At 71.5% G+C, this 12,093-nt stretch carries 11 protein-coding genes; 6 read left to right on the top strand and 5 right to left on the bottom strand.

What is annotated here, in order from left to right; genetic code table 11:
* Positions 1 to 88 precede the first annotated feature (88 nt).
* Both rfaD and waaF read left to right on the top strand, forming a co-directional pair.
* Complete coding sequence (gene rfaD / locus OCT48_RS00040; protein ID WP_263590775.1) at positions 89 to 1,045, top strand: ADP-glyceromanno-heptose 6-epimerase; 957 nt, start codon at positions 89 to 91, stop codon at positions 1,043 to 1,045.
* Complete coding sequence (waaF, locus tag OCT48_RS00045; RefSeq protein ID WP_263590776.1) at positions 1,038 to 2,051, top strand: lipopolysaccharide heptosyltransferase II; 1,014 nt, start codon at positions 1,038 to 1,040, stop codon at positions 2,049 to 2,051. Before rfaD ends, waaF begins: the two co-directional genes overlap by 8 nt.
* On the opposite strand, the gene OCT48_RS00050 is transcribed toward waaF, so the two are convergent.
* From OCT48_RS00050 to OCT48_RS00060, 3 genes are read right to left on the bottom strand one after another with little or no spacing between them, the layout of a single operon-like run.
* Positions 2,002 to 3,666 carry a sulfatase-like hydrolase/transferase gene (locus OCT48_RS00050; protein ID WP_263590777.1) on the bottom strand — a complete coding sequence of 555 codons (1,665 nt, stop codon included), beginning with the start codon at positions 3,664 to 3,666 and terminating at the stop codon, positions 2,002 to 2,004. The genes waaF and OCT48_RS00050 overlap by 50 nt on opposite strands.
* A complete protein-coding gene (locus OCT48_RS00055; protein ID WP_263590778.1) occupies positions 3,659 to 4,432 on the bottom strand; it encodes a glycosyltransferase family 2 protein in 774 nt (257 codons plus the stop codon). Before OCT48_RS00055 ends, OCT48_RS00050 begins: the two co-directional genes overlap by 8 nt.
* Positions 4,429 to 5,517 (bottom strand): glycosyltransferase family 9 protein, encoded by a 1,089-nt coding sequence (locus OCT48_RS00060; protein ID WP_263590779.1) that lies wholly within the window; start codon positions 5,515 to 5,517, stop codon positions 4,429 to 4,431. The genes OCT48_RS00055 and OCT48_RS00060 overlap by 4 nt, the downstream gene beginning before the upstream one ends.
* 37 nt (positions 5,518 to 5,554) lie before the next feature.
* On the opposite strand from OCT48_RS00060, the gene OCT48_RS00065 reads away from it, so the two are divergent.
* Positions 5,555 to 6,688 carry a glycosyltransferase family 4 protein gene (locus OCT48_RS00065; RefSeq protein WP_263590780.1) on the top strand — a complete coding sequence of 378 codons (1,134 nt, stop codon included), beginning with the start codon at positions 5,555 to 5,557 and terminating at the stop codon, positions 6,686 to 6,688.
* A gap of 69 nt (positions 6,689 to 6,757) precedes the next feature.
* Here OCT48_RS00065 and OCT48_RS00070 read toward each other — a convergent pair whose 3' ends face one another.
* Positions 6,758 to 7,474, bottom strand: a complete 717-nt coding sequence (locus OCT48_RS00070; protein WP_263590781.1) for a 3-deoxy-D-manno-octulosonic acid kinase — start codon at positions 7,472 to 7,474, stop codon at positions 6,758 to 6,760.
* Between OCT48_RS00070 and OCT48_RS00075 the strand changes: the two genes are divergently transcribed.
* The 3 genes from OCT48_RS00075 to waaA are packed head-to-tail and all read left to right on the top strand — an operon-like array spanning position 7,473 to position 11,288.
* Positions 7,473 to 8,570, top strand: a complete 1,098-nt coding sequence (locus OCT48_RS00075; RefSeq protein WP_263590782.1) for a glycosyltransferase family 9 protein — start codon at positions 7,473 to 7,475, stop codon at positions 8,568 to 8,570. The genes OCT48_RS00070 and OCT48_RS00075 overlap by 2 nt on opposite strands.
* Positions 8,560 to 9,990: a bifunctional D-glycero-beta-D-manno-heptose-7-phosphate kinase/D-glycero-beta-D-manno-heptose 1-phosphate adenylyltransferase HldE gene (gene hldE, locus OCT48_RS00080; protein WP_263590783.1), complete on the top strand. Its 1,431-nt coding sequence runs from the start codon at positions 8,560 to 8,562 to the stop codon at positions 9,988 to 9,990. The genes OCT48_RS00075 and hldE overlap by 11 nt, the downstream gene beginning before the upstream one ends.
* The gene (gene waaA / locus OCT48_RS00085; RefSeq protein WP_263590784.1) at positions 9,990 to 11,288 is read left to right on the top strand and encodes a lipid IV(A) 3-deoxy-D-manno-octulosonic acid transferase; all 1,299 of its coding nucleotides are present in this window, start codon (positions 9,990 to 9,992) and stop codon (positions 11,286 to 11,288) included. Before hldE ends, waaA begins: the two co-directional genes overlap by 1 nt.
* A 4-nt stretch (positions 11,289 to 11,292) precedes the next feature.
* Here waaA and rpiA read toward each other — a convergent pair whose 3' ends face one another.
* On the bottom strand, positions 11,293 to 11,967 hold the full coding sequence (gene rpiA / locus OCT48_RS00090) for a ribose-5-phosphate isomerase RpiA (RefSeq protein ID WP_263590785.1): 675 nt from the start codon (positions 11,965 to 11,967) through the stop codon (positions 11,293 to 11,295).
* Positions 11,968 to 12,093 lie beyond the last annotated feature (126 nt).

Raw genomic sequence — 12,093 nt, forward strand, 5'->3', positions numbered from 1 at the left:
TGGCGTAGGACCCTCTCTTCGCCCCGTCCCCGGCGCCCCGCTTCATCGGCCAACCGCAATGGTCTCAACCGCATAGAGAGGAATCCCCATGATCGTAGTGACAGGCGGAGCCGGCTTCATCGGCTCGAATCTGGTCAAGGCACTCAATGCCCGCGGCCGCGACGACGTGCTGGTGGTCGATGACCTCCGCGACGGCACCAAGTTCATCAACCTCGCCGACTGTACCCTCGGCGACTACCTGGACAAGGACGACTTCCTGGCCCGGATGCGGGCCGCCCTCAACGGCGAGAACGCGCACCTGCCGCCCATCGAGGCGATCTTCCACCAGGGGGCCTGCTCCGACACCACGGAGTGGGACGGCCGCTTCATGCTCGAGAACAACTTCGAGTACTCCAAGGAGTTGCTGCACTTCTGCCAGCTCAAGGGCATTCCCTTCCTCTATGCCTCCTCGGCGGCCACCTACGGCGGCAGCGAGGTGTTCCGCGAGGAGCCCGAGCACGAGAAGCCGCTCAACGTCTACGGCTACTCCAAGCTGCTGTTCGACCAGTACGTGCGCGCCCGCCACGACGAGTTCGAGAGCCAGGTGGTGGGCTTCCGCTACTTCAACGTCTACGGCCCCCGCGAGCAGCACAAGGGCAAGATGGCCAGTGTCGCCTACCACCACCACACCCAGGTCAGCGCCGGCCAGGACCTCAAGCTGTTCGGTGCCTGGGACGGCTATGAGGCCGGCATGCAGAGCCGCGACTTCATCTACGTGGGCGACGTGGTCGACGTCAACCTGTGGTTCCTCGACCACCCCGAGGCCTCCGGCATCTTCAACCTGGGCACCGGCCGCGCCGAGCCCTTCAAGGCCATCGGCGAGGCGGTGATCGACTACTACGGCCAGGGCAGGATCGAGTACATCGACTTTCCCGAGGAGCTCAAGGGCCGCTACCAGAGCTACACCAGGGCCGACATCGCTCGGCTGCGCGAGGCCGGCTATGATCGCGAGTTCCGCACCGTCGCCGAGGGCGTGCGAGCCTACCTGGAGTGGCTGAATGCCTGAGCCTGGCGAGCGTATCCTGGTCGTCGGTCCGTCCTGGGTCGGCGACATGGTCATGGCCCAGAGCCTGTTCAAGACCCTCCGCGGACGCAGTCCCGGGGCGCGGATCGGCGTGGTGGCGCCGGCCTGGTCGCGGCCGATTCTCGAGCGGATGGCGGAGGTCGACGAGGTCGCCGCCCTGGAGGTGGGTCACGGCGAGGTCGGCTGGTCGGGGCGGCGTCGGCTGGCGGCCGGGCTGCGCGGGCGCTTCGATCGCGCCATCGTCCTGCCGCGCTCCTGGAAGTCGGCGCTGGTACCCTTCCTGGCGCGCATTCCCCGCCGTACCGGCTTCCTCGGCGAGCAGCGTTATGGCCTGCTCAACGATCGTCGCGAGCTCGACAAGACGGTACTCGACCAGACCGTCAAGCGCTTCGTGGCCTTGGGCCTGCCGGCGGAGGAGGCCGCGCGGGGCGACTTCGCCGTGCCGCGGCCGGTGCTGCGCCGCGACGACGCCAACCTGGCGGCCCTGCAGGCCGAGCACGGGCTGGGGACGCGACCGGCCATCGCCATGATGCCCGGTGCCGAGTACGGCCCGGCCAAGCAATGGCCGCTGGCCTACTTCCGGGAACTGGCCGAGGCGCTGGTGGCCGAGGGGCATGAGGTGCGTGTGCTGGGCGGCCCCAAGGAGGCGGAGGCCGGGGACACCATCGCCACCGGCCTCGCGCACGTCCACAACCTGTGCGGCAAGACCCGTCTGGCGGATGCCGTGGACCTGCTCGCCGACTGCCGCCAGGCGGTGACCAATGATTCCGGCCTGATGCACGTGGCCGCCGCGGCGGGCACCCGGGTCCAGGCCCTCTACGGTTCCTCCTCCCCGGCGTACACGCCGCCGCTCACCGAGGAAGCCGTGATCCACTACCTGGCGCTGGACTGTTCCCCCTGCTTCCAGCGGACCTGTCCGCTGGGCCATACCAACTGCCTCAATCTGCTGACGCCGTCCCGGGTGCTCCGGGCGCTGCTGTCGACCTAGGCGGCGGGAACTCCGACGGGGGAAAGGGCGGACGGATGTCCAGGCCCTGCCACAGGCGCGCCTGCAGGGCCGTCTCCTCCTTGAGCCGGGCGTTGAGGGTCTCCAGGCCGTGCTCCTCGACGAGGGTCGGGTCGCGGGCGAGCAGCGAGACGCCGAGGCCGGCCCGGTGGCGGTCGAGGGAGAACCCCATGGCTTCCAGCACCGTGGGCAGCACGTCCATGGTCGAGGCCTCGACCCGGATGCGGCGGGGCGGGAGATCATTGCCGATCAGCATGAAGGTATTGGCGCGGGGCCCGGCGATCAGCCGGTCCCACGCCGAGACGCGCATGGTCAGGTGGTCGCTGGCGATCACCACCAGGGTATCCTCCAGCAGTCCCTCGGCCTCCAGGCGGCGCACCAGGCGGCTCACCAGCCAGGCCGAGCATTCCACCGAGTAGAGGATATCCACGCCGTCGAACGTCCCCTGCCGCTTGCGGCAGTCGCGTGCCGGGAAGCCGTTGGGCGGATGGGTGCCGAGACTCAGGCTGACTAGCCCCCAGGGCCCCCCCTCGGCCTCGAGGCGGCGCACCTCTTCCTCCACGAAGCCGTAGAGGCTGTCATCATAGAGGCCCCAGCTGTTCAGGTAGTCCGGATCGTCGAGGCGCGGCGCCAGGGTCTCGCGCCCCCTCACCCGATCGAAGCCATGGTCGGTATAGAAGCGCCCCTTGCCGGCGAAGCGGGTGCTGGCGCCGCCGAGATAGCTCAGGGCATAGCCCTGGGCATCCAGCAGGTCGCCCAGGCAGTTGACCCCCGGGACGACTCGCTCGAGGGGCTCGAACTGGCTGTCGTGGAGCAGCCCGGCGGGCATCAGCGGCGTGCCGCACTGGCTGGCGATCATGCCGGCCATGGTCCAGCCGGTGTTGTCGAGCTGGCGCACGCCCTCGAAGACCACGCCGCGCCGGCCCAGCTCGGCGAGCGGCGCATAGGCGTCGCCGAAGCGTTCGCGGTCGGCGTAGGTACGCTCCAGGCTTTCCAGATAGAAGATCAGCAGGTTGGGCGGCTCGGCCGGTGCCGCGCGGATCACCGGCGGCACGTAGCGGCGATCCAGCCAGGCGCCGTCCTCGGTGACGATGGCCGCGCCACGCTGACCGAGATCGATCAGCAGCGGGTTGCCGACCAGCAGGACCACGGCCAGCAGGCGTTCCCGGCGTCGCCAGCGCGGGTCGACGCGCACCAGCCAGGTGAAGGCCGCCAGCACCAGCAGCATGGCCAGGGTGAAGAGCGCGGCGACGACCAGTCGCTCGCCGCCGCCGTGCTCGCCGATGCCCGCCTGGAGATGGAAGAAGACCGCGCCCAGGTCGACGATGCCGAAGCTGTCGGCCAGATAGACGTAGAGGCCCCACAGGATCAGCGGCACCAGCGACCAGGGCCAGCGGCGAGGCGCCGACGCGTCCGGCGGCGAGGCGCCCCAGCGCAGGGTGCGGCCCAGCCACAGCCAGGCGGCGGCGATCGGCCACATCGCCAGGGTCGGCAGGCGAGTCACGGTGACGGCGGTAAAGCCCAGGGCCAGGCCCAGGGTCAGCAGGGCCCACCAGCGCGGCCGTTGGAGCCGGGGGGAGAGGAAGCGATCAAGCATCGTCGGCGTCGGAGGTCGCGCTCTCGTTCTCGTACAGTTCGTTCAGCTTGGCATACTTCATGTAGGCGTGAAACGCCGTGGTCATGGCCACGGTGAAGCCGTCTGGGCCCTGGAGCAGGCCGCCCTTGAGGATCAGCTTGCGGAAGCCGGCGCTGGCCGCGTGCAGGATGGGGCGATACCGCGAGGGGGGCTTGCCGCGCTCCTTCATGGCCCAGGCATCGCGGCTGGAGAGTGCATCGATGCGGGTGATCCAGTGGGACAGGTCGCGGTAGGTGAAGTGGCGGATATGGGCATCCAGGTCCACCACCCTGGGGGCCTGGACCGAGGAATGCGCCTTCTTCGGCAGGTAGCCGGCGCTGGTGCGGTTGTAGAGCCGGGTCACCGGATCCGGATAGAAGCCCGCGGCGCGGATCCAGTGGCGGCCGGCGAAGTTGCGGCGCCGGAAGCGATAGGCCGTGCGCGGGTCGTCCAGGGGCAGGCCGCGGATCGCCTCGACCGCGTCGTCGTCCAGGCGCTCGTCGGCGTCCATCGCCAGAATCCAGTCGTGTTGTGCCTGGGGCACGGCGAAGGCCTTCTGGGGGCCGTCGCCCAGGTAGGGCTGATGGATGACCCTGGCGCCGGCGGCCTCGGCGAGCGCCACGGTATCGTCCCGGCTGCCGGAATCGACGACGATCACCTCGTCGCAGGTCCGTTGCAGGGAGGCGACGCAGTCGGTGACGTTGTCGGCCTCGTTGAGCGTGATGATGATGCCGGTGATGGACGTCATGGGTGAGGCTCGCTGATGGGGGAAGGTTGCAGCTGTCGGGCGATGCGCGTCGCGGCGTCGTCCAGGTCGATGGCCGTCATGTCCGCCTCGTGGGCGTCGTCGGGGGGACAAAAGGCCAGGCGCCGGTCCTCGCTGTTGCAGGTCTGCCAGCGCAGCGGCGTCGCCGAGCGCCGCGAGGGGTAGAATCCGGCGGTGGGGCGGTTCAGGCAGGCGGCGATGTGCAGCGGCCCGGTGGAGCCCGCAATGAACAGGTCCGCCGCCGCGAGACGGCGAGCGAAGGCCTCGAGCCCCGGACTCGGCGGCAGGCGGTGGGCGGCCAGGCCGGCCTCTCGCAGGCTGGCGGCGAGGGTCTCGGCGTGGGTTTCCTCGCCGGGGCCGGCGGTCAGCACCCAGGCCGGCGCCACACCCGTGGCGCGCAGGCGGGCATCCACGTCCCGCGCCAGCGTCGCATAGGCCTCGGCCGTCAGGTTGACCGCCGAGCCACCGCTGCCGGCATGCAGGAACAGCCAGGGACGCTCGGTCTCGAGGCCCAGGCTCGCGGCGATGGCATCCCGCTGCGCCGCCCGTTCCGCCGCGGACAGCGGCCAGTAGGGCGGTGCCGGCCGGGGCGGATGCGACAGGGCCAGGGCGTCCATCAGCGCCTCGGCGAGCTCCAGGTTGTAGACGTACTCGGGTTTCTCCGAGCGCGACCTGCGCTGGGGGATGCGGTGGTTGTAGAATAGCTGCGCCCACTTGGTGGCCGGCGCGAGGCGCAGCGGGATGCCGGCTCGCCAGCCCAGCCAGCCGATGCGCGGCGTGGAGAACAGCGTCAGCAAGGCATCGAAGGACCTTGCCTTCAGGCGGGCCAGCAGCGCGCGTCGGGCCTCGCGGCCGGCGCCGTCGCCCGGGTCGAGGATCACCTCGTCGACCCAGGGGCAGGCGCGGGCCAGGGGGGCGGTATAGTCCGGGACCAGCACACTGACATGGGGCCGCGGCGCGGCGGCCTTGAGGCCGGCCAGCGCCGGCCAGGCCAGCATGAAGTCGCCGAGCTTGTCGTTGCGCACCACCAGCAGGCGCGGCGGCCGTTGAGCGGAGAAACTCGTCATCTGGGCTCCCGAGCCCCGACACCGAATGGAGGATGCCTTGAGACCCAAGGTCATGCAGCTCTGCCTCTCGAACGGCTGGGGCGGACTGGAAATGTATCCTGCCCGGATTATACCCGAGCTGGCCCGCCAGGGGTGGGAGGCCCACGGCCTGGCGCTGGAAGGCTCCCGGGTGGCGGCCAGCCTCGAGGCAGCGGGCGTCACGCCGTTGACGGTGCCGTCCCGCGGCAAGGCGCTGTGGCGGGTCGGGCGGATATTGGCCTACCTGAAGGCCCACGAGATCGACGTCGTGCACTGCCACAAGTCCAGCGATCTGCGCCTGGGGGCGCTGCTGACCACGCTGCGCCCGGGGCTGCGGCTGTTCTTCACCGACCACATGGGCGTCACCCGGCCCAAGCGGGACCCCTACCACCGCTGGGCCTACGGACGGTTGACGCGGTTATTCTCGATCAGCGAGACCACGCGGGCCCGCAATCTCCGGGCCTTGCCGTTGCCCCCCGAGCGCATCCGCCGGCTCTACCTCGGCATCGATCCGTCGGCCCATGTCGCCGGCCTCGCCGCGGACGAGCGCCGGGCACTGCGCGCCGAACTGGGCGTGCCGGAGGGCGCGGTGGCCATCGGCCTGCCGGGGCGGATCACCCCGGGCAAGGGGCAGGCGGTCTGGGTCGAGGCGCTGGCGCGGCTGGTTGAGGCACGGCCCGAGCTGGCCTGGCACGGGGTGCTGATCGGGGGGCTTGCCGCCGGCGAGGGCAGCAACGAGGCCTTCGTGGCGGAGCTGCGCGAGCGGGTGGCGGCCCTGGGGCTCACCGCGCGGATCAGCTTCGCCGGCTTTCGAGGCGACCTGCCGCGCTGTCTCGCGGCCCTGGATATCGTCTGCGTGCCGTCGCGCAACGAGGCCTTCGGCCTCACCGTGATCGAGGCCATGGCCGCCGCCAGGCCGGTGGTGGGGGCCGACAGCGGGGCGATACCCGAGCTGGTCGATGCCACCACCGGACGCCTGGCCGCCCCCGAGGACCCCGACGCCTGGGCCGCGGCCCTGGGCGAGCTGAGTGCCGATGCTGCACTGCAGCATCGGCTGGGCCAGGCCGGCCGGGCGCGGGTGCTCGAGGCCTTCACCCTCGAGGCCCATGTTCGTGCGCTGGTGGGAGAATACGCCGGCGAGTCCGCTGCCTAAGCGCTCGAGCTTGGCCAGAATCGAATCTGCCGTCGCTGTCCCGGCAACTCCTGGCCTTCCCGTGGCGTCTCAGGCGGGCGCGGGCGCCGTGTAGCCCTGGCGGATGTCGGCCATGGCCTCCCCGGCGTCGAACTTGACCAGCGAGCGAGCCAGCCGGTCGAGGTTGGCCTCCCGCCAGGCGCCGGGTGGCCGCCGCCGGCAGCGGTCCAGGTCGATCAGCCAGACACCGTCGTCGGGGGCCACCAGCAGGTTGCGGGCGTTGAGGTCGACATGGTCGAGGCCGGCATCGTGGAAGCGGCGCACCGTGCGGCCCACCTCCCGCAGCAGGCCCGCATCGGCCGCGCCGCTGGCCAGGCGCTCGGCCAGGGCCCGCGCGCCGGGCACGCGGACGGTCAGCAGGGCGGCCTCGTAGGTGAGGCCGTGGCGGGTGACGCCGGCGGCCACCGGCCGGGGCACGGGCAGGCCGAGGGCGAAGAGCTCGGCGGTCAGGCGCATCTCGCGGAAGGCGCGGGTCCGCTCCCGCCCGGTCCACAGGTAGCGGGCATCGCTCACCCGGGCGACCAGTCCGCCGCGACGGTAGGGACGCAGGACCCACTGCTCCGCGCCGGCCTCGAGGAACAGGCTGGCGCCGCGCCCGGGTGCCTCGCCCACCACCCGGCCCGTGCGGCGCCAGTGGGCGGGATCGAGGCTGTGTGGACCGATTTGTGGCGCCTCGTCGGCGTCACATAAACTGTCCGCATCATATAGAATGAAAACCTTTCCCGTTCGATACGTTGCCAATCGCATGAAGCATCCTCTGCCCGTCCGACCCGAGCACATCGGCGTGCTGCGTCTCTCCGCCCTGGGCGATGTCTGCAACCTGGTGCCGACGGTGCGTGCCCTGCAGCGCCAGTGGCCGGAGGCGCGCATCACCTGGATCATCGGCAAGGGCGAGCACAGTCTACTGGCCGGCCTTTCCGGGGTCGAGTTCGTGGTCTACGACAAGGCCTCGGGGATCGCCGGCATGCGCGCGCTGTGGCGCGAGCTCGCGGACACCCGCTTCGACGTCCTGCTGCACATGCAGCAGGCGCTGCGCGCCAGCGTCCTCTCGCTGGGCCTCAAGGCGGACGTGCGCGTCGGCTACGACAAGGCCCGGGCCAAGGATGCCCAGCACTGGTTCACCCATCGCCAGCTGGCACCGCATCCCCGCGCCCACGTGGTGGACTCCTTCCTCGACTTCGCCCGGCTGCTCGGCGTGAAGGACCTGTCGGCGCAATGGGACCTGGCGATCCCCGAGGCCGCCTTCGAGGAAGCCGCCGGGTTGACCGGGCACATCCCCTACATGCTGATGAGCCCCTGCGCCAACCCGCGCCTGCGCAACTTCCGCAACTGGTCCGCCGAGGGCTATGCGGCGGTGGTCGAGCATGCCTGGGTGCAGCATGGACTGACGACCGTGCTCACCGGTGGCGGCAGTACCCAGGAACGCGAGATGGGCAGCCGCATCCAGTCCCTCAGCCAGCCCGGTGCGGTGATCGACGCCATCGGCGCGTCCTCGCTGAAGGGCCTGCTGGCGCTGATCGCCCGGGCCCGGGCGGTGGTGGCCCCGGACTCGGGCCCGGTCCACATGGCCAACGCCCTCGACACCCCGGTGGTCGGCCTCTTCGCCACCACCAACCCCGATCGCGCCGGCCCCTATCGCTGGCGCGATTTCGTGGTCAACCGCTATCCCGACGCGGTGACGACCTACCTGCACGAGGACCCCGAGACGCTGCCCTGGGGCCAGCGGGTGCGCCATCCCGATGCCATGTCGCTGATCCGGGCCGACGACGTCATCCGCAACCTCGAGGCGCTGCTCGCTGCCTCCTCGACCCGCAAGGAAACGGAGCCTTCCGATGAAGCTTGATCTGACCGCCCTGGAGCGCTCGCGCCTGCTGGTAGTGGGCGACGTCATGCTCGACCGCTACTGGCATGGCGGCACCTCCCGCATCTCCCCCGAGGCCCCGGTGCCGGTCGTGCGGGTCGACGAGGCCGAGGACCGCCCGGGCGGCGCGGCCAACGTGGCCCTCAACATCGCCTCCCTGGGCGCCCAGGCGGGGCTCGCCGGCCTGGTGGGCTACGACGAGAATGCCGACCGGCTGGAGAGCCGCCTGCAGGATGCCGGGGTGAGCACTCACTTCGCGCGCAGCCGCGAGGTGCCGACCATCACCAAGCTGCGGGTCATGAGCCGCAACCAGCAGCTGATCCGCCTCGACTTCGAGCAGGGCCTCGGCGAGGTCGATACCAGCGGCCTGGCCCTGCGGGTCGAGGAGGCCCTGCCCCGTGCCGACCTGGTGATCCTCTCCGACTACGGCAAGGGCACCCTGGCCGATGTCGAGGGGCTGATCGCCACGGTGCGCGGTGCCGGCAAGCGGGTACTGGTGGACCCCAAGGGCGGCGACTTCCGCAAGTACCGCGGGGCCAGCGTGATCACCCCCAACCTGGCCGAGTTCGAGGCGGTGATGGGCGCCTGCCCCGACGATGCCACCCTGGCCGCCAAGGGCCAGGCCCTGCGCGCCGAGCTGGAGCTGGAGGCGCTGCTGATCACCCGCAGCGAGAAGGGCATGACCCTGATCCGCGCCGACCACGAGCCGTTGCACCTGCCGACCCGGGCCCGGGAGGTCTTCGACGTGACCGGTGCCGGCGACACGGTGATCGGCGTGCTGGGCCTGGCGCTCGCCGCCGGCCACGGCTTCCCCGAGGCCATGACCCTGGCCAACCTGGCCGCCGGCCTGGTGGTCGCCAAGCCCGGGACCGCCACGCTGTCCATCGCCGAGCTCTACACCGCCCTGCACGGCGACAAGCTGGCCGAGTTCGGCGTCATCGGCGAGGCGCCGCTGTGCGAGGCGGTTCGCGCCGCCCAGGCCCGCGGCGAGCGGGTGGTGATGACCAACGGCTGCTTCGACATCCTCCACGCCGGCCACGTGGCCTATCTCGAGCACGCCCGCCAGCTCGGCGACCGGCTGATCGTGGCGGTCAACGACGATGCCTCCATCGCGCGGCTCAAGGGCCCCTCGCGGCCGATCAACCCCCTGGCCCGGCGCATGCAGGTGCTGGCCGGCCTGGGCGCCGTCGACTGGGTGGTGCCCTTCACCGAGGACACCCCCCAGCGGTTGATCGAGGCGGTGCTGCCCGACGTGCTGGTCAAGGGCGGTGACTACCGACCCGAGCAGATCGCCGGCGGCGAGGCGGTGCGCGCCGCCGGGGGCGAGGTGACGGTGCTCGGCTTCGAGGACGGCGTCTCCACCACGGCGATGATCGCCACCATCCTCGACCGCGAGACCTGATGACGGGACATCCCTGGGCACGGCGACTCTACTCCGTCGCCCTGCTGGCATTGTCGCCGCTGATCTGGCGGCGGGTCTGGCGGGAACAGCTGCCCGGCCGTCCCCGGGCCGAGCGCCTCGGCGCCATCCCGACGGCCTCCCCGGCCACGCACACCCTGTGGCTGCACTGCGCCTCGGTGGGGGAGGTCCAGGCCGCCCGGCCGCTGATCGAGGCCCTCTGCCGGCGCTACCCGCGACACCGCCTGGTGATCACCACCATGACCGCCACCGGCGCCGAACGCAGCCTGGCGCTGGTGGAGAAGGCCGCCGAGCGGCGGGATGGCGGCGAAGTGAGTCATCACTTCGTGCCCCTGGACTTCCCCGGCGCGGCCCGACGCTTCGTCGACCGACTGCGCCCGCGGCTGGCCATCTTCTTCGAGACCGAGCTCTGGCCCAACCTGCTGGCGGCCTGCGACCGCCGGGGCGTGCCGGTGGCGGTGGTCAACGGCCGGCTCTCGCCGCGGGCCTTCCGCCGCTACCGGCGCCTGGGCCGGCTGATGGCCGAGGCCCTTTCCCACGTGAGCTGGCTGGGGGCCAAGTCGTCGGCGGACGCCGAGCGGTTCCGGGCGCTGGGCATGGCGCCGAACGCGATCCGGGTGACCGGCTCGCTGAAGTTCGACCTGGCCCCTGACGAGGCGGCCCGCGAGGTGAGTGAGCGCTTGCGTCGCGAGCTCGGCGAGCGCCCGGTATGGGTGGCCGGCTCGACCCATCCCGGCGAGGACGAGGCGGTGCTCGAGGCCCATGCACGGCTGCGCGAGACGCGCCCCGAGGCGCTGCTGATCCTGGTGCCGCGCCACCCCCGGCGCTTCGCCGCCGTGGCCGAGCTGTGCGCGGCCCGGGGGCTGGCCACGGCGCGCCGCGCCCGGCACGAGCTCCCCATCGGCGAGACGGCGGTCTATCTGGGCGACACCATGGGCGAACTGGCGGCCCTCTACGGGGCGGCGGACCTGGCCTTCGTCGGGGGGAGCCTGGTGCCGGTGGGCGGCCACAACCTCCTGGAACCGGCCGCCATGGGGGTGCCCGTGTTGACCGGGCCCGAGCTTGCCAACTTCTCCGATGTGGCCGAGGCGCTGCGCGAGCGGGAGGCGCTGGTGGAGGTCGCCGATGCCGAGGCCCTGGTCGGCGAGCTGGATCGGCTGTTCGGCGATGCGGCGGCGCGCGAGCGGCTCGCCGCCGCCGGGCGGGCGGTGGTCGAGGCCAACCGCGGCGCCCTGGCCCGTACCCTGGAAGGCCTGGAGCGCCTGCTGCCCGCGGAGTGAACGCTTACTGCGGCATGCGGCGCTCGACGCCCTGGTCGGTACCGAGCAGCAGCACGTCGGCGCCACGGGCGGCGAACAGGCCGTTGGTCACCACCCCGGCGATGGCGTTGAGGCGGGCCTCCATGGCCACCGGGTCGTCGATCATGAATTCAAAGCAGTCGAGGATCCGGTTGCCGTTGTCGGTGATCACGCCCTGGCGGTAGACCGGGTCGGCACCCAGCTTGACCAGTTCCCGGGCGACGTAGGAGCGCGCCATGGGGATCACCTCCACCGGCAGCGGGAAATCGCCCAGCCGCTCGACCAGCTTGGAGGCATCGGCGATGCACACGAAGCGCTCGGCGCAGGCGGCGACGACCTTCTCCCGGGTGAGGGCCGCGCCGCCGCCCTTGATCATCTGCAAGTGAGCGTTCACTTCGTCGGCGCCGTCGACATAGACGGGCAGGGTGCCGGTCTCGTTGAGCTCGAAGACGTCGATGCCATGGCCACGCAGGCGCTCGGCACTGGCCTCGGAGCTGGCCACGGCGCCGCGGAAGTCACCGCGCAGGGTGGCCAGCCGGTCGATGAAGCGGTTGGCGGTGGAGCCGGTGCCGACGCCGATGACGACATCGCGTCCGAGGAGGGGGCGGATCTCGTCGAGGGCAGCGGCCGCCACGGCGTCCTTGAGTTCGTCCTGGGTCATGTCCTGCTCGCTGTTGGTGGGTGGCGAATGCCGCGCCATTATAGGGCATGGCGCGGCCGCGTGCTGGACGCCACGGTGGCCGGAATGCTACCAATAGGGGTTCCCTTCATGCCGCGTCAGCGGCCC

This window comes from Halomonas sp. M4R1S46, from assembly GCF_025725685.1.
In the GTDB taxonomy this organism is placed as follows: Bacteria; Pseudomonadota; Gammaproteobacteria; order Pseudomonadales; family Halomonadaceae; genus Halomonas.

What these genes read in the sequence shown, in the direction of transcription:
- hldE (WP_263590783.1), top strand. Translation starts at nt 8,560, where the DNA reads ATGAAGCTTGATCTGACCGCCCTGGAGCGCTCGCGCCTGCTGGTAGTG.
- OCT48_RS00070 (WP_263590781.1), bottom strand. Translation starts at nt 7,474, where the DNA reads ATGCGATTGGCAACGTATCGAACGGGAAAGGTTTTCATTCTATATGAT.
- waaF (WP_263590776.1), top strand. Translation starts at nt 1,038, where the DNA reads ATGCCTGAGCCTGGCGAGCGTATCCTGGTCGTCGGTCCGTCCTGGGTC.
- OCT48_RS00060 (WP_263590779.1), bottom strand. Translation starts at nt 5,517, where the DNA reads ATGACGAGTTTCTCCGCTCAACGGCCGCCGCGCCTGCTGGTGGTGCGC.
- OCT48_RS00055 (WP_263590778.1), bottom strand. Translation starts at nt 4,432, where the DNA reads ATGACGTCCATCACCGGCATCATCATCACGCTCAACGAGGCCGACAAC.
- rpiA (WP_263590785.1), bottom strand. Translation starts at nt 11,967, where the DNA reads ATGACCCAGGACGAACTCAAGGACGCCGTGGCGGCCGCTGCCCTCGAC.
- waaA (WP_263590784.1), top strand. Translation starts at nt 9,990, where the DNA reads ATGACGGGACATCCCTGGGCACGGCGACTCTACTCCGTCGCCCTGCTG.
- OCT48_RS00075 (WP_263590782.1), top strand. Translation starts at nt 7,473, where the DNA reads ATGAAGCATCCTCTGCCCGTCCGACCCGAGCACATCGGCGTGCTGCGT.
- rfaD (WP_263590775.1), top strand. Translation starts at nt 89, where the DNA reads ATGATCGTAGTGACAGGCGGAGCCGGCTTCATCGGCTCGAATCTGGTC.
- OCT48_RS00050 (WP_263590777.1), bottom strand. Translation starts at nt 3,666, where the DNA reads ATGCTTGATCGCTTCCTCTCCCCCCGGCTCCAACGGCCGCGCTGGTGG.